At 71.2% G+C, this 17,575-nt stretch carries 20 protein-coding genes; 14 read left to right on the forward strand and 6 right to left on the reverse strand.

The window, feature by feature from the left end; all coding sequences use genetic code 11:
* Positions 1 to 45: 45 nt before the first annotated feature.
* Both ACVDFE_RS08430 and ACVDFE_RS08435 read right to left on the reverse strand, forming a co-directional pair.
* A complete protein-coding gene (locus ACVDFE_RS08430) occupies positions 46 to 213 on the reverse strand; it encodes a hypothetical protein (RefSeq protein WP_086667950.1) in 168 nt (55 codons plus the stop codon).
* Positions 214 to 270: 57 nt separating this feature from the next.
* Positions 271 to 480: a BldC family transcriptional regulator gene (locus ACVDFE_RS08435; protein ID WP_053737033.1), complete on the reverse strand. Its 210-nt coding sequence runs from the start codon at positions 478 to 480 to the stop codon at positions 271 to 273.
* A gap of 241 nt (positions 481 to 721) precedes the next feature.
* Here ACVDFE_RS08435 and ACVDFE_RS08440 point away from each other — a divergent pair, with 241 nt between their 5' ends.
* From ACVDFE_RS08440 to ACVDFE_RS08480, 9 genes are read left to right on the forward strand one after another with little or no spacing between them, the layout of a single operon-like run.
* On the forward strand, positions 722 to 1,183 hold the full coding sequence (locus tag ACVDFE_RS08440; RefSeq protein WP_360399777.1) for an Lrp/AsnC family transcriptional regulator: 462 nt from the start codon (positions 722 to 724) through the stop codon (positions 1,181 to 1,183).
* A gap of 4 nt (positions 1,184 to 1,187) precedes the next feature.
* Positions 1,188 to 1,457: a DUF4229 domain-containing protein gene (locus ACVDFE_RS08445; RefSeq protein ID WP_360399774.1), complete on the forward strand. Its 270-nt coding sequence runs from the start codon at positions 1,188 to 1,190 to the stop codon at positions 1,455 to 1,457.
* Positions 1,458 to 1,484: 27 nt separating this feature from the next.
* A complete protein-coding gene (gene cds1 / locus ACVDFE_RS08450; RefSeq protein ID WP_360399771.1) occupies positions 1,485 to 2,573 on the forward strand; it encodes an L-cysteine desulfhydrase Cds1 in 1,089 nt (362 codons plus the stop codon).
* Between the two features lie 55 nt (positions 2,574 to 2,628).
* The gene (locus ACVDFE_RS08455) at positions 2,629 to 2,934 is read left to right on the forward strand and encodes a hypothetical protein (RefSeq protein ID WP_360399768.1); all 306 of its coding nucleotides are present in this window, start codon (positions 2,629 to 2,631) and stop codon (positions 2,932 to 2,934) included.
* Complete coding sequence (locus ACVDFE_RS08460) at positions 2,931 to 5,750, forward strand: hypothetical protein (RefSeq protein WP_458430125.1); 2,820 nt, start codon at positions 2,931 to 2,933, stop codon at positions 5,748 to 5,750. Before ACVDFE_RS08455 ends, ACVDFE_RS08460 begins: the two co-directional genes overlap by 4 nt.
* Positions 5,747 to 6,130, forward strand: a complete 384-nt coding sequence (locus ACVDFE_RS08465) for a hypothetical protein (RefSeq protein WP_360399762.1) — start codon at positions 5,747 to 5,749, stop codon at positions 6,128 to 6,130. The genes ACVDFE_RS08460 and ACVDFE_RS08465 overlap by 4 nt, the downstream gene beginning before the upstream one ends.
* Entirely contained in the window at positions 6,127 to 7,107 is a 981-nt protein-coding gene (locus tag ACVDFE_RS08470) for a hypothetical protein (protein WP_458430126.1), read from the forward strand. The genes ACVDFE_RS08465 and ACVDFE_RS08470 overlap by 4 nt, the downstream gene beginning before the upstream one ends.
* A gap of 10 nt (positions 7,108 to 7,117) precedes the next feature.
* The gene (locus ACVDFE_RS08475) at positions 7,118 to 7,567 is read left to right on the forward strand and encodes a hypothetical protein (protein WP_458430127.1); all 450 of its coding nucleotides are present in this window, start codon (positions 7,118 to 7,120) and stop codon (positions 7,565 to 7,567) included.
* Entirely contained in the window at positions 7,567 to 7,968 is a 402-nt protein-coding gene (locus ACVDFE_RS08480; protein WP_360399753.1) for a hypothetical protein, read from the forward strand. The genes ACVDFE_RS08475 and ACVDFE_RS08480 overlap by 1 nt, the downstream gene beginning before the upstream one ends.
* A gap of 7 nt (positions 7,969 to 7,975) precedes the next feature.
* Here the strand turns inward: ACVDFE_RS08480 and ACVDFE_RS08485 are convergent, their stop codons facing one another.
* The 4 genes from ACVDFE_RS08485 to ACVDFE_RS08500 form a co-directional block, all read right to left on the reverse strand.
* Positions 7,976 to 8,848: a 1,4-dihydroxy-2-naphthoate polyprenyltransferase gene (locus tag ACVDFE_RS08485; protein ID WP_458430128.1), complete on the reverse strand. Its 873-nt coding sequence runs from the start codon at positions 8,846 to 8,848 to the stop codon at positions 7,976 to 7,978.
* A gap of 45 nt (positions 8,849 to 8,893) precedes the next feature.
* The gene (locus ACVDFE_RS08490) at positions 8,894 to 9,982 is read right to left on the reverse strand and encodes a hypothetical protein (RefSeq protein WP_458430130.1); all 1,089 of its coding nucleotides are present in this window, start codon (positions 9,980 to 9,982) and stop codon (positions 8,894 to 8,896) included.
* Between the two features lie 89 nt (positions 9,983 to 10,071).
* Positions 10,072 to 11,109, reverse strand: coding sequence for an o-succinylbenzoate--CoA ligase (menE, locus tag ACVDFE_RS08495; protein ID WP_458430131.1), 1,038 nt, complete (start codon positions 11,107 to 11,109; stop codon positions 10,072 to 10,074).
* A 21-nt stretch (positions 11,110 to 11,130) separates the two neighbouring features.
* Positions 11,131 to 12,033 carry a 1,4-dihydroxy-2-naphthoyl-CoA synthase gene (locus ACVDFE_RS08500; protein ID WP_458430132.1) on the reverse strand — a complete coding sequence of 301 codons (903 nt, stop codon included), beginning with the start codon at positions 12,031 to 12,033 and terminating at the stop codon, positions 11,131 to 11,133.
* Positions 12,034 to 12,052: 19 nt separating this feature from the next.
* Here ACVDFE_RS08500 and menD point away from each other — a divergent pair, with 19 nt between their 5' ends.
* The 5 genes from menD (at position 12,053) to ACVDFE_RS08525 (ending at position 17,541) form a co-directional block, all read left to right on the forward strand.
* Positions 12,053 to 13,624 (forward strand): 2-succinyl-5-enolpyruvyl-6-hydroxy-3-cyclohexene-1-carboxylic-acid synthase, encoded by a 1,572-nt coding sequence (gene menD, locus ACVDFE_RS08505; RefSeq protein ID WP_458430133.1) that lies wholly within the window; start codon positions 12,053 to 12,055, stop codon positions 13,622 to 13,624.
* 66 nt (positions 13,625 to 13,690) lie between these two features.
* On the forward strand, positions 13,691 to 15,193 hold the full coding sequence (locus ACVDFE_RS08510) for a M1 family metallopeptidase (protein ID WP_458430134.1): 1,503 nt from the start codon (positions 13,691 to 13,693) through the stop codon (positions 15,191 to 15,193).
* A 209-nt stretch (positions 15,194 to 15,402) separates the two neighbouring features.
* On the forward strand, positions 15,403 to 15,753 hold the full coding sequence (locus ACVDFE_RS08515; protein ID WP_458430135.1) for a hypothetical protein: 351 nt from the start codon (positions 15,403 to 15,405) through the stop codon (positions 15,751 to 15,753).
* Positions 15,754 to 15,762: 9 nt separating this feature from the next.
* Positions 15,763 to 16,299 carry a DUF3558 family protein gene (locus tag ACVDFE_RS08520; RefSeq protein WP_458430137.1) on the forward strand — a complete coding sequence of 179 codons (537 nt, stop codon included), beginning with the start codon at positions 15,763 to 15,765 and terminating at the stop codon, positions 16,297 to 16,299.
* Positions 16,300 to 16,326: 27 nt separating this feature from the next.
* Positions 16,327 to 17,541, forward strand: coding sequence for a WXG100-like domain-containing protein (locus ACVDFE_RS08525; protein WP_458430138.1), 1,215 nt, complete (start codon positions 16,327 to 16,329; stop codon positions 17,539 to 17,541).
* Positions 17,542 to 17,575: the final 34 nt, after the last annotated feature.

The raw sequence follows: 17,575 nt of genomic DNA on the forward strand, positions 1-17,575 counted from the left end.
TCAGAGCACGCGAGAGGGGGCCCCGGGAACGGGGCCCCTTGTCGTTCACTCGTCGCGTTTGCGCTGCTCGTCGAGCTTGCGGAGGAACTCCGGGTCGTCGTCAGGTGCGATCACCTTGCGGCCCGGGGTGTACTCCGAATGCTGTGGGGCGAACGCCCGCCACACGAGCACAGCCACGGTGAGCGCACCGATCACCGCCAGCAGGTAGATCATCTGGTCGCCACCTCCCTTTGCCACGAGATTACCCGCGGCACGGGGATTGCCGCGGTCTCAATGGCGGACGGGTTCGGTCGCCTCGGTCGTGAGCTCCGTGAGCAGCGCCTTCACCTCGGTCTCACGGAACCTGCGGTGTCCTCCAGGGGTGCGGATCGAGCCGATGCGTCCAGCGGTCGCCCACCGGGTCACGGTCTTCGGGTCGACCCTGAACAGGTTGGCCACTTCTCCAGGCGTCAACAGGCGCTCGGTCGCTGCAGCAGTCACTACTGCCTCCTCAGATCAGACGTTCCGGTCCGATCGTGGCATCTCACCCGTCAGGTACTCGAACGCTTGTTTTTTGGTAAAGAGGTAGTAATGGGACGACCGACGCGTTTCGGACACTCCCCCCGTTGACGGCCGCACGCGGGGCCCTCCCGTGCTCTCCTGGTGAACGAAAGCTCCCCGCGTGCACTTCAACTGTGACCGGGACGACGTGCACGCGTGTGCGAGGCATAGGGTGTCGCGGGTGGATGCACTTGATCGCCAGATCATCGCCGCGCTGCGTGCCAACGGGCGGGCCACCTACGCCGACCTGGGCCGACAGGTCGGGCTCTCGGCCTCCGCGGTGCACGAGCGGGTCGGCAAGCTCGAGTCGGCCGGCGTCATCGTGGGCTACCACGCCGTGGTCGACCCCAGCTCGGTCGGCCTGGGCGTGACCGCGCTGATCGGCATCCACCCCACGGACACCGCGGACGACAACGAGGTCGCGGACGAGCTGGCCGAGCTGATCGAGGTCGAGTCCTGCTACCGGGTGGCGGGCGACGAGTCGTTCGTCGTCAAGGTCCGGGTGGCCACGGTGGACGACCTGGAGAAGTCGCTGGGCAGGTTGCGGCGCATCCCCGGTGTTGCCCGAACGCGCACCACGGTGGTGCTGTCCACCCGTTTCGAAGGACGGCCGAACACCTCCGACGAAGGCGACGTAACCTGAACGGGTGCTCGCTCGAGATGTGACCCTGTACGTTCTGGCCCGCTTCGGTCTCGTCGCGGTGGTGACGGGTGCTCTCCTGCTGTTCAAGGTCCCGCTGCTGGTCGCGTTGGTGGTCGGCATCGTGGTGGCGCTGCCCGCGTCGCTGTTCGTGTTCAAGGGTCTGCGCGAGCGGGTCGCCGCCGGTCTGAACGAGCGCGACGCCGTGCGCAGGGCCGAGCGGGACAAGCTGCGCGCCCAGCTCCGCGGTGACGAAGGTCCCGTCACCCAGGCGTGAGCCCGTGGCGCGGATATCGTGCCCGGTGTGAGCACTTCTGTGGACCGGTGTTGCAGCAGGACCAGGCACTGGGTGTGTGAGGCCGTCGGGATCATCGAGGCGGATGCGAACCGCAGCGCGGACACGCACCTGCTGCGCTACCCGCTGCCGCTCGACTGGGGCATCGACCTCTACCTCAAGGACGAGTCGACGCACCCGACCGGCTCGTTGAAGCACCGGCTGGCGCGGTCGCTGTTCCTCTACGCGATCTGCAACGGCTGGGTGACCGGCGGGACGCCCGTGATCGAGGCCTCCTCCGGTTCCACGGCCGTGTCCGAGGCGTACTTCGCACGGCTGCTGGGGCTGCCGTTCATCGCCGTGATGCCGCGGTCGACGTCCGCGGAGAAGGTCGCGCTGATCGAACGCCAGGGCGGCCGGTGCCACTTCGTCGACGACCCGTCGGCGCTCTACGACGAGTCCCGGCGCCTCGCCGCCGAGCTGGGCGGCCACTTCATGGACCAGTTCACGCACGCCGAGCGCGCCACCGACTGGCGCGGGAACAACAACATCGCCGAGTCGATCTTCGACCAGATGCGGCTGGAGCCGTCGCCGGAACCGGAGTGGGTCGTCGTCGGCGCCGGCACGGGCGGCACGTCCGCGACCATCGGCCGGTACATCCACTACCGCAAGCTGAACACGCGCCTGGCCGTGGTGGACCCGGAGCACTCGGTGTTCTTCGACGCCTGGCGCGACGGCAACCCGGACCTGGTCGGCACCCGCGGCTCGCGGATCGAGGGCATCGGGCGCCCGCGCGTGGAGCCGTCGTTCGTCGGCCAGGTGATCGACCGCATGATCAAGGTCCCGGACGCGGCGTCGGTGGCGACGATCCGGTACGTCGAGGACCTGCTCGGACGCCGGGTCGGCGGCTCCACCGGCACGAACCTGTGGGGTGCGTTCCAGGTCGTGGCCCAGATGCGGCAGTCGCGCACCCGCGGCAGCGTGGTGACCCTGCTCTGCGACGGCGGCGAGCGTTACGCGAACACCTACTACGACGACTCATGGGTAGCTGCCCAGGACATGGACCTCGCCCCGTGCCTGGACCGCCTCAACAACTTCCACCGCACGGGGAACTGGTGACGAGAGCGCTGCGTCACAGCGTGACCTGAGCACTTTGAGTCCGAGGGGGACCGCCGTGGCGCTGTTTTCAACAGACGCTGCCGAGCTGCGCGCGTACGCCGAGTACCTGCGCACCGAGGCAGCGGAGTTCGAGACGATCCGCAAGTACGTCCACGCCACGGCCTGCGACAAGAGCGGTTTCACCGGCCTGCTGACGCTGTTGCAGCCGGGCGTGGACCTCGTGCGCGCGCTGTTCGACGAGACCCTCGACTTCGGCAAGTCCAAACTGGAGGGCACCGCCACCGGCGTGGAGGCCACGGCCGCCGTCTACGAGCAGGTCGACCTGGCCCAGCGGAAGATCTTCGAGGGCCTCCTGCGATGACGACGACGTACTCCTCGCCGCGCCCGGTCTCGGGTTCGCTGCAGCAGCCCGAGGTCGACCGGGCCGCGCTGAACGACGTCCTCCAGGACCAGGGCTGGGGCGTCCAGGCCGTCAACTGGGTGTTCGAGGCCGTGACGGGCGAGAGCCTGGTCGCCACGATCATCACGCCGATCACCGGTGACTGGTCGAAGATCCGCGCCGACGGCGACGCCTGGCGCTCGGTCGGCAACGCCATGAACGACATGTCCTACAACCTCACCGACGCCGTCGGGAAGGTGCGGGACGCGTGGGACGGCGAGGCCGCGAGCAGCCACGAGAAGTACATCGCGCTGGGCTGGAAGGCCGGTCTGCTCGCGGAGATGGGCGTCGCCCAGCTCATCGCGAAGGGCTTCGACACGGTCGCCTCCGGCGCCGAGGCCCTGGGCAGGCAGGCCGCCCGCCTGCTCGACTACCTGATCAACAAGCTCATGCAGGCGGCAGCGACCGTCTGGGTCCCGGTGGCCGGTTGGATCAAGGCCGCCGAGATGGTCTGGAACGCCTACCAGATCTACCGCCGTGTCATGGACATCATCGACACGGTCAAGAAGCTCATCACGGACGTGAAGGCCCTCTTCGACGCCGTGGGCCGGGTCGCCTCCGCGCTCGGCAAGCTGAAGGACGCCGACTCCCTCGCCGAGGCCATGAACGCCACCCAGGAGGTGGCCGAGGGTGCCCGCGACGTGCGCAACAGCGTCCGCGACATCCACGAGGACATCCAGTCCGTCAAGGACTCCGCCACCGAGATCGGCGAACGCGGCCGAGACATCGGCTCGACCGTCCGCGAGGTCTACTCCCCGTCCGGCGGCGGCGCCGACGGCACGAAGGCGGCCTCCGTCTCCACCCCGGTCGCGGGCACCCCGGTCTCCGCACCGCCCACGGTCCAGTCGCCCGGCGACACCACCGCCCCCTCGTCCGGTGGCGGCGGCGGAGGCGGCGGAGCCGTGACGGCCCCGCCCCCGGTCCGCCCCGGCGGCGGTGGCAGCGCGAGCGCACCCCCGTCCGGCGGCCACTCCGGCGGCCCCGCGGTCACCCGCCCCGACACGACCCACGCGGCCGGCGCGGCCCCCGCACCCGCCCCGTCCTCGCACTCCGGCACCCCGGTCGGCGGCGCCATGCCGATGGGCGCCCCCATGACCCCCGGTGCAGGCGGCGGCGACACGCAGCGCTCCGGCCCCCGCCCCGGCTCCACGGCCGCCGCGGGCACCCCCACCGCCCCGCCGCAGCACCGCCCGGCCGGCGGCTCGGGTTCCGCACTGCCCTCACCCCAGCCGGCCGGTCACTCGACCCCCGGCTCCGGCGCCGGCACCGGCGGCACCTCGTCCGGCCCGCGCCCGACCCCCGGCGGCCTGCCGTCGCCGTCCGGTCAGGGGTCCGGCCTGCCGTCGCCTTCGGGACACGGCTCTTCGAGCCACGGCTCGACTCCGGGCACGCCGTCGAGCCACGGCTCGACTCCGGGCACGCCGACGGGCCACGGTTCCGGCCTGCCCTCGCCCGCTGGTCACGGCTCGACTCCGGGTTCGCCCGCGGGTCACACGCCTGGCGGTTCCGGCTCGGGCCTGCCCTCGCCGACCGGCCACGACACCCCGCGTCCGCACGACACGCCCCCGTCCGGCACCACGCCCCACGACGGCGGCACCAAGCCGCACGACAGCACCCGTCCCCACGACGGCACCGGTGCCCCGACCGACACCAAGCCGCACGACACCAAGCCGCACGACACGACGACCCCGCACGACGGCACCCGTCCCCACGACACGGACGGCACCCGCCCGCACGACACCGACGGCAAGCCGCACGACACCGGCACGAGCGGCGCCGACGACGCACGTCCCCACGACGACACCCCCACCGGTCACGACCGCGACCCCGGCACCGACCGCCCCGCCGACCACGACACCCCCGGCAACCACAACACCGGCGACAACCACAACACCGACAACCACAACAACGGCGACAACAACGGTGGTGGCGGCGATGGTCCGCCCCGTTCGCCGCAGGGCCACGACCTCACCCCGCAGTTCGACAACTCGGCCATGGCCGCGCAGGGCGAGGGCTACCGGCAGCAGTTGGAGCACATCCTCCCGAACGAGGCCGACCGCCAGCGGTACGAGCAGCTCAGCACGACCCTGTCGACGAACCTCACCCCGGACGAGGCCCGGCACGTCGCGGACGTCCGCAACCAGCTGACCGTCGGCAACGGCGACATCGTCACCAAGGCCCTCAACCAGGGTGCGATGGACACCTACCTGCCGGCGACGCCGCACCCGGACGGCGACCGCAGGCAGGACTGGCAGACCCAGGTCGGCGGGTCGATCGCGCGCGGTGTGGACGTGGTGGACATCAACACGCCGCAGGGGCTGCGGGACGGTCTCGCCCTCGACGACAAGGGCGCCGGCTGGACGCCGATCCCGGCGAACGCGGACTCGGCGATGCAGCTGCGCTACAAGCTCGACGCGACCACGGCGGGGGAGGCGTTCATCCCGTTCGGCGGGCCGAACAAGGAGACCTACGCGGACGCGGCCGAGCAGCGGCGCTACGACGACGCGGCGCAGCGGATGGCCGACGCGGGTGGTGTGGCCACGCCGAACCGGAACCTCGACCCGTTCACGGGCACCGGGTCCACCGGTGGCGGCGTGCCGGAGTGGATCGTGCCGCGCGGCACGGACCTGCCTGACCGCGCCGAGATCTGGCAGGTCGACCGGGCCGGCGGGGAGCGCCTGCACGCCGTCTACGACAGCCGGTACGGCTGGTACCAGCTGCCCGCGGGCACGCCATGACCCACGACTTCGACGTCGCCGAGTACCGCGGCGAGACCTTCCGCACGAGCACGAGCGAGGCGGCGGAGGGCCACGTCTGGCTCATCCGGATCGGCGAGCAGGCACCGGAGCGGCAGGTGCCCATCGCCGACCTGGACGCCTGGTACCGGGACCGCACGACGGCGACGTGGCGCGGGCAGCCGTTCCGGGTCGGCCAGGTGCGCAACGGCACGGCGACCGTCGACTACGTCGGGCACGACGGCACCTGGGCCGCGCAGAACGGGCTCCAGGGCGACCGGTACAACGGCTTCTACGGCACGATCAGTGCGGCAGAGCTGGAGGACGTGCGGGTCGACCGCACCGACCACCTGGCGCGGTGGAAGAAGGAGAACCTGGGATGACCACGCCACAGGCCGTGCACAAGGCAGCGGGCATCGGGCCGGAGACCATCCTGCAGAAGATCGTGCACCCGGCGACGGCGCAGCTGTACCTGGGCAACGTCACGGTCACCGGCCGGTTCGAGCCGCACCGCACCGCCGGGTTCGTCACCCGCGGCCAGGACTTCCCGCAGGGCACGAGCACGCAGTTCGCCGAGGCGTTCGGCGTCGACCGGGTCGAGGGCTGGCCGCAGGGCACGCAGTACCTGCTGCGGTTCTACGCGCACACGACGGAGCTCTTCGAGACCAGCTTCGGCGGTCCCGACCTCGAAGGCGCGCGGAAGATGGGCACGACGCGCGTCTACCCGCTGCCGTTCACGGGCACCGGGTACACGCCGAGCGCCACGCCGATCCCCGAGTACGTCATGGAGCTCAGCGAGTTCGCGGCCGGCACCGAGCTGTGGCGGTTCGAGCCGAACGGCGAGGGCCGCAGCGTCGGCAAGTACGTCGACCGCCAGGTCGGCTGGGTGCCGACGGGGGACGTGGGCTTCGGGCCGGGGAGGTACTGGCAGGGCCCGGTTCCGCTGCGCCCGACCGTCCGGCGTGGACTGATGGCGCGCTACCGCGGCCAGGACTTCGAGGTCGACTTCGCGCCGCGGCCGGGTGCGCTGATCCTGCACCCGTTCCCCGGCCAGACGGTGCCGGAGGACTTCACCGACCGCAACGGACACTGGTCGCTGGAGCTGCCGGACGCGGCCGTCGAAGAGCTCGTGCACGTCCGCAAGCTCTGCACGTACCGCGGCGCGCCGTTCGAGGTCCTGGGCATCCAGAGCGACCAGGTCACCCTGCACTACCTGGGTGAGAACTACCAGCAGGCGCAGGAGCTGGGCCTGACCGAGGTCGACTTCCGCCAGTGGCGCACGTTCGCCACGCGTGGTGAGGTCACCGACGTACGCGACGAAGTCAGGCCGTTGCCACGCGGTCTCTTCGGGTCGAACTGACGGGGAGAGCATGAGCACGCCCAACGACAGCTGGAAGACGCCGGAGCTGCGTGCGGCCGAGGCGCAGGTCGACGCGCGCTTCAAGGAGGCGCAGGACCTGGCGAACCGGCTGAAGGACACCCCGCTGCCGCCGGTGCCGCCCGTCGACTTCAAGGCCATCGCCGGGCAGGTCGAACGCGCCGCGCAGGAACGGGACGCGCCCGAGCAGCTGAAAGCGTTGAAGCGCAAGGTGGACGCGGGCGAGTTCACCTGGGAGGACGTCGTCTCCGGCAAGGTCGCGCAGGACCCGGACGTGCAGGCCATGCAGCAGGAGAACGTCAACAAGATGAAGCAGGCGTTCCAGATGCTCCAGGAGGGCATGACCGCCGAGGAGATCATGAACGCCCAGGGCCCGCGCCGCGGCGGTGGCGAGGACGGCGACGAGATGGACCCCGGCATCTTCACGGAGGACAAGTGGTGATGACGGCCTGGCGGACACCGGACATCCGGGCGGCGGAGGACTTCCTGACCCAGGCGGTCCGGCAGGCCGAGCAGGACATGCGCACCACCGCTCAGAACCTGCGCGGCAAGGAACCGTCCACTGAGGACGTGCGCAGGGTGATGCAGTTCGCGAAGTCGAGCGAGGCGTCACCGGCGATGCGGCAGCTGGCCGACCGCATCGCCCGCGGTGCCGGGCTCAGCTGGCGTCAGGTCCTCACCGGCGAGGCGTCGCACGACCCGCTGGTGCGCCAGGCGCTCGAAGCCGACCGCGCCAGGCTCGACGAGCTGATCCAGGGCGAGACGGCACGGCCGCCGCAGCCCCGCAGGCCGCAGCGCCAGGACGACGACGAGCCCACCCAGTTCACCGAGGACGCCTGGTAGCGGGCCGTCAGTCCAGGACGAGGGCCACGCTGACCAGCACGGCCCACGCGAGCATCGCGATCCCGGTGAACTGCAGCACCGGGATCAGCTCACGCCCCTGGCGCCCCGCCGCGACCCGGCGCACGGCGGGCAGCAGCACCGGCGCCGCCAGGAACCCGAGCAGCGCGTACGGCACCCGCACGGTCATGCCCACGGCGATCAGGAACGGCACGGCCACCAGTGCCAGGTAGAGCCGGCGGGTGTCCTTGTCCCCCAGCACGACCGCGAGGGTGCGCTTGCCCGACACCGCGTCGGTCGGGATGTCCCGCAGGTTGTTCGCGACCAGCACGGCCGCCGAGATGCAGCCCATCGCGATCGACGAGCCGATGCCGATCCCGGTGATCTCCCCGGTCTGCACGTACAGCGTGCCCAGCACCGCGGCCGGCCCGAAGAAGAGGAACACCGCGATCTCGCCCAGGCCCGCGTAACCGTAGGGGCGCTTGCCGCCGGTGTAGAACCACGCACCCGCGATGCACACGGCACCGAGGGCCAGCAGCCACCAGTACCCGGACAGCACCACCAGCACGATCCCGGCCAGCGCGCCGGCACCGAGGCTGATGAACGCCGCCAGCCGCACGTTCTTCGGCTCCGCGGCACCGGAACCGGTGAGGCGGAACGGCCCCACCCGGTCGTCGTCGGTGCCGCGGATGCCGTCGGAGTAGTCGTTCGCGAAGTTCACGCCGATCTGGAACGCGATCGACACGACCAGCGCGAGTCCCGTGAACAGCGCGTTGAACTCGTCGATGTGGTGCGCCGCCGCCGCGCCGACGACCACCGGTGCGATCGAGTTCGGCAGCGTGCGGGGGCGGGTCCCCTGGATCCACTGGACGACTGAGGCCATGCCCCCATCCTCCGCTATGGCCACCGGGGACCCGCCGAGGGGTTATCAGCAGCTAGTCGCTCCGGAGACGCCCGCCACGTAGGCCTTCGCGACGTGCTTGCCGGACGCGATGCGGTACCAGACGTTCGACGTGCCCTGCGTGCCCGACACCGACTCGCCGGTCAGCTGGCACGTGACCCGCACCTGCGCGTAGTTCGCGGCCAGACCCACCTGGGAGGACGAGGAGTTCGCGCCGGACCGCACGTTCACCGTGCCGTTCGCCGCCGCCGTGCGGACCGTCCCGACCGGACCGGAGCCGGTCCACAGGTACGTCACGGTCACCCACGCGTTGTTCGACAGCTGGAGGCCGTCCCAGAACGTGCCGTCGGCCAGGTCGATGCCCGCCGGGTTCGCGACCGCGCGGCCGAACTGGTCCTTGCCGCCGTTGTAGTCGTTCTCGTACGCGGCCTGCGCCTCCGGCTTGCCCTGCGGCAGGTCCTTCCACATCTCGCGGGTCGTGGCCGGGTTCCAGTAGTCGTCCTTGGTGTTCCACGGGCCGACGTCCCACACCGGCGCCCACTCGCAGCGGCCGTTCGACGCGCACACCTGCACGCTGTAGTTGCCGGAGTTGTTGCCCGCCAGGCCCCGCCGCGACGGCAGGGCGACGAAGTGGTCGCGCGAGCGGATCACGTGCCCGTTGGCGGTGGTGCCGCCGACCAGGCCCTCCCGCGTGGCGTAGACGCGGTACGAACGCCCGGCGGCCATGGCCGACACGTCCTCGGCGGCAGCGGGCGCGGTGTACGCCGACACCTTCACCTTCGCGGCCTTGCCGCTGTTCAGGACGACCCGCGCCTGAACGGTCGAGGTGGTGACCGGCAACGTCGCCGGTGCCTCGTACCACTCGGTCCACTGCCCGTCGGCGCGCAGTCCGCGCACGTCGACGACGCCGTCGCCGGTCACCGCCGCCGTGACCGCGTTGGCGGGCCGCGCGAGCCGGTGCGTCCCGAGCTCGACCAGACCGATCCGCGGGGCGCCACCCCACGAGACGGCGTGCCCGCTCGCGTCGACGGTCCACTCGTTGGAGGCGGCCTGGGCGGGTGCCGCCAGTCCGACCGTCAGGGCCGCCCCGACGACCAGCGGTAACAGGTAGCGCATGAGAACCCCCATCGCCAGCGCGCACGGCCTGGGTCCGTGCGCTTCGCGGCGAGAGTCGTCCTCAGCGGTAAAGGTTCACCTAAAGGAGGTCACCTGAAGGAGTCGGCCACCGCGGTCCGGTCGACCTTGCCCGGTCCGCGCAACGGCAGTTCGGTGACGAACCGCACCAGCTTCGGCGCCGCTGCCCGGCCCACCTGCTCGGCCACCGCGGCCTTGAGGTCCTCGACCGGGGGAGTGCCGCCGCGCGCGACGACGGCGGCCGCCACGACCTGTCCCCACTCGTCGTCCTGCACGCCGACGACGCACGCCTCCAGCACGCCGTCCACCGTGGCCAGAGCCCTCTCCACCAGCACGGGGGGCACCTTCTCGCCGCCCGTGACGATCATGTCGTCGGCCCGCCCGAGCACCTCCAGCCGCCCGTCGCGCAGCCGCCCGAGGTCACCGGTGCGGAACCACTCGCCGAACGGCTCGGGGCTGCCGCGGTACCCCAGCGCCAGCACCGGCCCGCTGATCTCGATCAGGTCGTCCGTGCGCAGCTCGACGTCCTTGAGCGGCACACCGTCGTACACACACCCGCCGGCCGTCTCGCTCATTCCGTACGTGGTGACGACCTGCACCCCGAGCGCGCGCGCCTGCTGCAACAGCCGCGGCGGGGTGGCCGCCCCGCCGATCAGCACGCCGTCGAACTGCCGCAACGCCTCCAGCCCCGGCCCCTCCCCGGCGACGAGCCGGGACAGCTGCGTGGGCACCAGCGCCGTGTAGTGCCGCCCCGGTTCGGCCAGCACCGGCCGCGCGGCCAGCGCGAACCCCATGGCGCGGAAGCCGCCGGACAGGGCCAGCTCACCGGGTGTCGTGCCGGCGACGACGGACCGCACCAGCACCTGGATGCCGGCGATGTGGCCCGTCGGCAACGCCAGCAGCCACGTGCCGGGCCCGCCCAGCCGTTCGTGCGTGGCCTCCGCGGACGTGGTCAGCGCCTCGGCGTCGAGCAGCACCGTCTTCGGCTCGCCCGTGGACCCGGAGGTCGGCACGCCGATGGCGGCCCGCTTCTCCCAGCCGTCGAGCGGTCCGTCCACCAGCGGTTCGCCACCGGAGAGCGCCGCGCGCAGTTCGTCGAGCACGGTCACCTGCCCAAGAGGAGTGCGGACTCAGAAGTAGTACGGGTAGTTCGACCAGTCGGGGTCGCGCTTCTCCAGGAACGAGTCACGCCCCTCGACCGCCTCGTCGGTCATGTACGCGAGCCGCGTCGTCTCCCCGGCGAAGAGCTGCTGCCCCACCAGGCCGTCGTCGATCAGGTTGAACGCGTACTTGAGCATCCGCTGCGCGGTCGGCGACTTGCCGTTGATCTCCCGGGCCCACTGCAGCGCCGTGGTCTCCAGCTCGGCGTGCTTGACGACCGCGTTGACCGCGCCCATCTTGAACATGTCCTCCGCGCTGTACGTGCGCCCGAGGAAGAAGATCTCCCGCGCGAACTTCTGCCCCACCTGCCGCGCCAGGTAGGCGGACCCGTACCCGCCGTCGAACGAGCCGACGTCCGCGTCCGTCTGCTTGAACCGCGCGTGCTCCTCGCTCGCGATGGTGAGGTCGCACACCACGTGCAGGCTGTGCCCACCCCCGGCCGCCCACCCCGGCACGACCGCGATGACGACCTTCGGCATGAACCGGATCAGCCGCTGGCACTCCAGGATGTGCAACCGCCCGGCCCGCGCCGGGTCCACCGTCTCCGCCGTCTCGCCTGAGGCGTACTGGTACCCGCTGCGCCCGCGAATCCGCTGGTCACCGCCACTGCAGAAGGCCCAGCCGCCGTCCTTGGGACTCGGCCCGTTGCCCGTCAGCAGCACGCACCCGACGTCACTCGACATCCGCGCGTGGTCGAGCGCCCGGTACAGCTCGTCCACTGTGTGCGGCCGGAACGCGTTGCGCACCTCGGGCCGGTTGAACGCGATGCGCACGGTGCCCTGGTCGAGCGCGCGGTGGTAGGTGATGTCGGTGAAGTCGAAGCCCTCGATCGGCTTCCACAACGACGGGTCGAAGAGGTCCTGGTCTGCCACGGTCTGAGACTCTAGGCGCATGAATCCGGCAACGCTGCAGGCGAGGGTGGTCGTCGACGAGCTGGTGCGCAACGGCGTGCGGCACGTCGTCCTGTGCCCCGGCTCGCGCAACGCCCCGCTGTCGTTCGCGCTGCACCAGGCCGAGCAGAGGGGCCTGCTGACGCTGCACGTGCGGATCGACGAGCGCACCGCGGGGTTCCTCGCGCTCGGCCTGGCCAAGCGGGGCACGCCGGCCGTCGTCACCTGCACGAGCGGCACCGCCGTGGCGAACCTGCACCCGGCGGTGGTCGAGGCGGAGCTGACGCACGTCCCGCTGGTCGCGCTCACCGCCGACCGCCCGGTCGAGCTCTACCGCACCGGCGCCAGCCAGACGATCAACCAGCACGACATCCTCGGCATCCGGACGCTCCACATGCCCGAGGCCGCAGACGAGCCCACGACGCGATCTCTCATCTGTCGCGCGATGGCCACCGACGGCCCGTCGCACATCAACATCCCGTTCCGCCCGCCGCTCACTCCCGACGACGACGCGTGGCCCACGTCCGACCGCACCCCGTGGACGGCCACAGACCGAACCACCGCAATCGAAACCCGCCCGTCGGACCTGCCCGCGAAAACGCTGGTGCTCCTCGGCGACGACCACCCCGGCCGCGTCCGGGAAGCCGCGCGGCTCGGCTGGCCCGTCATCGCCGAACCCACCGCCCCCGGCGGCCTCCGCCACGGTTCACTGCTGCTCAACGCCGGTCTGCCGGAACACCTGGAGCCCGAGGCGGTCCTGGTCGTCGGCCGGGTCACGCTGAGCCGCGGCCAGCAGGCGCTCCTCAAGAACACCGCGGTCGTGCACGCCGTCGGCGACCAGGCGGAGTGGGCGGACACCCAGTTCACCGCCACCCGCGCCTCGACGTGGCTGCCCGAGCCGCAGGCCGTCGACCAGGACTGGGCACAGGCCTGGCAGAGCGCGGTCAAGGACGTCAGCGCCGCCGTGGACGAGCTGCTGGACGCCGAGCCGTGGCCGACAGGGCTGCACGTGGCGCGCGAGCTCACGCACACGGTCCCGGCCGGCTCGATGCTCTTCGTGGGCTCCTCCAACCCCATCCGGGACGTCGACTTCGCCGGCGAGCGCCGCGACGACCTGGAGGTCCACGCCAACCGGGGCGCCGCGGGCATCGATGGGAGCGTGTCCACGGCCATCGGGCTGGCGACCACGCACGAAGGACCGGCCTACGCGTTGATGGGCGACCTGACGTTCCTGCACGACCTCAACGGCCTGATCACCGACCGGCGGCCGGACCTGACGATCGTGGTGCTCAACGACGACGGCGGCGGCATCTTCTCGTTGCTGGAACAGGGCGCGCCGGAACACGACAAGAGTTTCGAGCGGATTTTCGGCACGCCGCACGGAGCTGATCTCGCGGCATTGTGCGCCGGACACCGAATCAGGCACTCCATTGTGGACGGCAAGGAGGAGTTCCGTAGAGCACTTGCGCCACCGGAGGGCATCCAAGTGGTGGAAGTGCGGTCGAAAAGAGACGAACTGCGCTCTTTGCACCAACGTCTCAAGTCGACGGTGTCAACGGTTTTCAGCAGGTAGGAAAACCCTCCGAAACCTACGTAAGTCGGTGGTTGCCCCCGGAAAGGGGTGGATAGCGTCCGGCGCATGTCGATCAGAACCAAGGCAACGGCCGCGGTCGCGTCCGCAGCCGCAGTGACGCTCTTCGCGGGAACGGCGCTCGCCGCGGCGCCCGGTGCCCCCGGCGCGGGCGACCCGTACTTCCCCGGCTACGGCAACGGCGGGTACGACGTCTCCCACTACGACATCAGGCTCAACTACAACCCCAACGGCGACCAGCTCTCCGGCACCACGACGATCCTCGCCAAGGCCACCGAGGACCTCACCCAGTTCAACCTGGACTTCCTGCTCAAGGTCAAGACGCTGCGGGTCAACAACGCCCCCGCCTCGTTCGTCCAGGACGGCGACGAGCTCGTCGTCACCCCGCGCGGCGGCCTGCGCAAGGGCCAGGACGTCACCGTCGTGGTGACCTATGCCGACGTCCCGTCGCAGGTCAAGGACCACAACGGCTACACGGCGTGGACGAAGACGCCCGACGGCGCGCTCGCGATCGGTGAGCCGGAGATCGCCCGCTGGTGGTTCCCCGCCAACGACCACCCCACCGACAAGGCCACCTTCGACGTCAACGTCGCCGTCCCGGAGGGCGTCGAGGTCATCTCGAACGGCACCTTCCTCGGCAACACCCGCCAGATCAACGGCTGGACCCGCTGGAACTGGCGCAGCACCAAGCCGCAGGCCACCTACCTGACGTTCCTCACCATCGGCCAGTACGAGCTCCGCCAGTACGCGGCGCCCAACGGCCAGCCGGTGTTCAACGCCTACTCCACGCGCCTCGGCGACTCCACCGACGCCGCCAGGGCCAGCGTCGAACGCACCCCCGAAGTCATCGAGTTCCTGTCCGGCAACTTCGGCCCGTACCCGTTCGAGGCGCAGGGCGGTGTCGTCACCCCCGACCTCGGCTACGCGCTGGAGGACCAGACCCGGCCCACCTACGACGACGCGTTCTTCCGCCGCGGCGCCAACACCTACGTCGTCGCCCACGAGCTCGGCCACCAGTGGTTCGGCGACTCGGTGTCGGTGCACCACTGGCGCGACATCTGGCTGAACGAGGGCTTCGCCTCCTACGCGGAGTTCCTGTGGTCCGAGCACGTCGGCGAGGGCACGGCCCAGGAGAACGCCGACTTCGTCTACGACTCCTACCCGGCCGACGACCCGTTCTGGCAGGTCCTGCCCGGCGACCCCGGCGCTGACAACGTCTTCCACGGCGCCGTCTACGACCGCGGCGCGCTCGCGGTGCACGCGCTGCGCGTGGCCGTGGGCGACGAGAAGTTCTTCGAGGTCCTCAAGACCTGGCAGGCCGAGAAGAAGTACTCCGACGCCACCATCGAGGAGTTCATCGCGCTGGCCGAGCGGGTCTCCGGCCAGCAGCTCGACCAGCTGTTCCAGACCTGGCTCTTCACCAAGGGCAAGCCGGCGGAGGCCCCCGGCCGGTCCGCCGACCTGACGGCGAAGACCACGGCGAAGGCCGCAGAGCCGAAGTCGCGGGCCAAGATCGCGCTGACGCACGAGCTGCTGGACGCCCACAAGTAGTCGCAATACGGCCGTGAGCGGTTTTTGTCATTGATATGGCCAAAACCGTTCACGGCTTTTTCGTGCGTGGATCGCGATCAATGTATTCCCGATCCGGTGGAACCGGTTAATCCGAACGGGGTGTTTTGCGGGTCAATCCGTTTTTGTTCCCCTGATCTGCCCTAACGTCACTCCCCGGATCACGGTGCCGGTCTCGGGGAGGTGAGCCTGTGGCGGATCAGAACAGTGCCGGGGAAAGCGCTCAGGCCCACACCTCCGGGCTGTACATCGAACACGACCCGCAGGCCGTCGACAAGGCGATCGGGAAGCTCGACGACCTCCAGCGGACCCTGGAGCGGATCAAGCGCAGGTCGTCGCTGCTCGCGACCAGGACCCCGCTCGGCGGGGGTTACGCGCAGGCCGTGGGCTCGGTCAACGAACGGGTCGGCGAGCTCGCGCGCTCCACGGTCATCCCCGGCCTGCTGAGGGTGATCGACGATCTGAGGGCCGAGTTGGACAAGAGCAGCCGGTCGTACCGGAACGTGGAAGAGAGCACGTCCGACACGCTGAACAGACTCTGACGGGAACTCATGAACCGCATGCGCATCGCCGTGGTCGGTCTGGCCCTGTTCGCCGCGGCCTGTTCGGACGGGGGCGTGAGCGGCCGGGCCCGTCCCGCCTCGGTGCGGACGCCGGTGACCAGCGAGGTCAGCCGCACGTCCGGCGCAGGGCTCGCCGGGGTCAAGCCCTGCGAGCTGATCAGCGGGGCGGAGGCGGCCGGCCTGGGCCTCGTCGCGCCGCGCCCCCGCACGACCGCCGGCCTGCAGACCTGCGAGTGGGACGGCAGCGGGAACGGCGGTCTCACCGTCGCCGTGGACGTGCGGCGGGGCGCCGACGCCCTCGACTACTCCGGTGACGCGAAGACCCCGGCCAGGTTCGGCGAACGCGACGGCTTCAGCGTGGCGGCGCCGGACGGGGAGAAGGACCTCTGCCACGCGGTGATCTCCGTGTCCGCGTCGTCGAGCGTGCAGCTCGTGGCGAGCGCGGGCGGCGCGTCGGCCGACACCGCCAAGGCCTGCGCGCTGGCGACGAGATCGGCCGAGCTGGTGGCCGCCAGGCTGCCCTGATCCACAGATCCGCGAGGGGGACGAACGATGCCGCACGACACGCCGCGATTACCGCAGCCGAACGTGAACTACTCGGCGCACAGCCACGCAGACCTGCACCGGCTGGCGATGGACGGCAACGACCCGGCGCTCGCGGGGGAGATCGCGGCCGAGTGGAGGTCGATCGGCACCGAGCTGACCGAGCTGGCGGCCGGGATCAACGAGGTGGTCAACGGCCTGCGGGCGGGCTGGTCGGGCGCCGCGGGCGCCGGTGCGTCGGCGGCGTTGACGAAGATCTGCTCCTTCACGGACGAGCTGGCGTCGACGTTCACCGCCACGGCCCGCGTGGTCGAGGAGCAGGCCGCGGCGGCAGTGGCGGTGAAGAGCGCGTTCCCACAGGAGGTCCCGTTCGACCCGGCGCGGATGCTGAAGGACGCGGCGACCAGCTGGAACCCGGTCCGGATGGTGGCGGCCCCGTTCGACGTCCTGGCCCAGTACGAGAAGGCCAAGGCCGCCAAGCAGGAGGCCGAACGGGTCGTGCAGGCCCGCGACACCGCGCTGGCGGCCTCCGCCGCGCTGCTGCCGGCCTTCGACGACGTCCCGCAGGTCACCACCGGCGACCTGGGCGTGACGACGACGAGCAGCACGACGTTCGCGCACACCACGGCCACGGTGAACCCGAACGCGGTGCACCCGGTCACGCAGGTCGGCACCCCCGTCGTCGGTGTGCCCGGCGTGCCGGTGAGCCCGGTCAGCCCGGTCAACGGCAACCCGGCCGGCGACTCCAGCGCCACGAGGACCGCGTGGTCCGCATCGGCCGCCCACCTCACGCCGCCTGGCCCGACACCGGCCGACCGCACGCCACCCGCACCCGGTTCGAGCTCACCGGTCTCCTCGGGAGCCGTCCAGGGCATGAGCACCCCGCGCGCCGCCGCGGGCAGGGGCGGGGGAGCGGGCGGTGGCCGCGGTGCCGGCGGGTTCGGCCCGTCGCGCCCCGGTGGTGCCGCGGGACGGGGCACGTTCGGTCCGGCCACACCGGGCAGTGCCGCGGGCGTCGCGCCGGGTGCGGAGGGACCGCGCGGCGGCGGCGGTGCTCCCGGAGCGGGCAGGAACGGCGCCCCCGGCCCAGTCGGAGCCGGCCCCGCCGCGGGCGTGGGGAACGGCGGCGAGGAGGACAAGGAACACCGGTCCAACTACCTCGTGCCGACCGACGAGTACTTCGACGACAACCGGATGGTCGTTCCCCCGGTCATCGGAGAATGAGCTCGTCCCCATTTTCACCCGAACGAGCCAGTAT

The sequence above is a fragment of the Lentzea chajnantorensis genome (assembly GCF_054300775.1).

Excerpts from the sequence above, each read along its gene's own strand:
- ACVDFE_RS08475 (WP_458430127.1), top strand. The coding sequence starts at position 7,118 with ATGAGCACGCCCAACGACAGCTGGAAGACGCCGGAGCTGCGTGCGGCC.
- ACVDFE_RS08480 (WP_360399753.1), top strand. The coding sequence starts at position 7,567 with ATGACGGCCTGGCGGACACCGGACATCCGGGCGGCGGAGGACTTCCTG.
- ACVDFE_RS08470 (WP_458430126.1), top strand. The coding sequence starts at position 6,127 with ATGACCACGCCACAGGCCGTGCACAAGGCAGCGGGCATCGGGCCGGAG.
- ACVDFE_RS08520 (WP_458430137.1), top strand. The coding sequence starts at position 15,763 with ATGAACCGCATGCGCATCGCCGTGGTCGGTCTGGCCCTGTTCGCCGCG.
- ACVDFE_RS08465 (WP_360399762.1), top strand. The coding sequence starts at position 5,747 with ATGACCCACGACTTCGACGTCGCCGAGTACCGCGGCGAGACCTTCCGC.
- ACVDFE_RS08430 (WP_086667950.1), bottom strand. The coding sequence starts at position 213 with ATGATCTACCTGCTGGCGGTGATCGGTGCGCTCACCGTGGCTGTGCTC.
- ACVDFE_RS08490 (WP_458430130.1), bottom strand. The coding sequence starts at position 9,982 with ATGCGCTACCTGTTACCGCTGGTCGTCGGGGCGGCCCTGACGGTCGGA.
- ACVDFE_RS08485 (WP_458430128.1), bottom strand. The coding sequence starts at position 8,848 with ATGGCCTCAGTCGTCCAGTGGATCCAGGGGACCCGCCCCCGCACGCTG.
- ACVDFE_RS08460 (WP_458430125.1), top strand. The coding sequence starts at position 2,931 with ATGACGACGACGTACTCCTCGCCGCGCCCGGTCTCGGGTTCGCTGCAG.
- ACVDFE_RS08510 (WP_458430134.1), top strand. The coding sequence starts at position 13,691 with ATGTCGATCAGAACCAAGGCAACGGCCGCGGTCGCGTCCGCAGCCGCA.
- menD (WP_458430133.1), top strand. The coding sequence starts at position 12,053 with ATGAATCCGGCAACGCTGCAGGCGAGGGTGGTCGTCGACGAGCTGGTG.
- ACVDFE_RS08525 (WP_458430138.1), top strand. The coding sequence starts at position 16,327 with ATGCCGCACGACACGCCGCGATTACCGCAGCCGAACGTGAACTACTCG.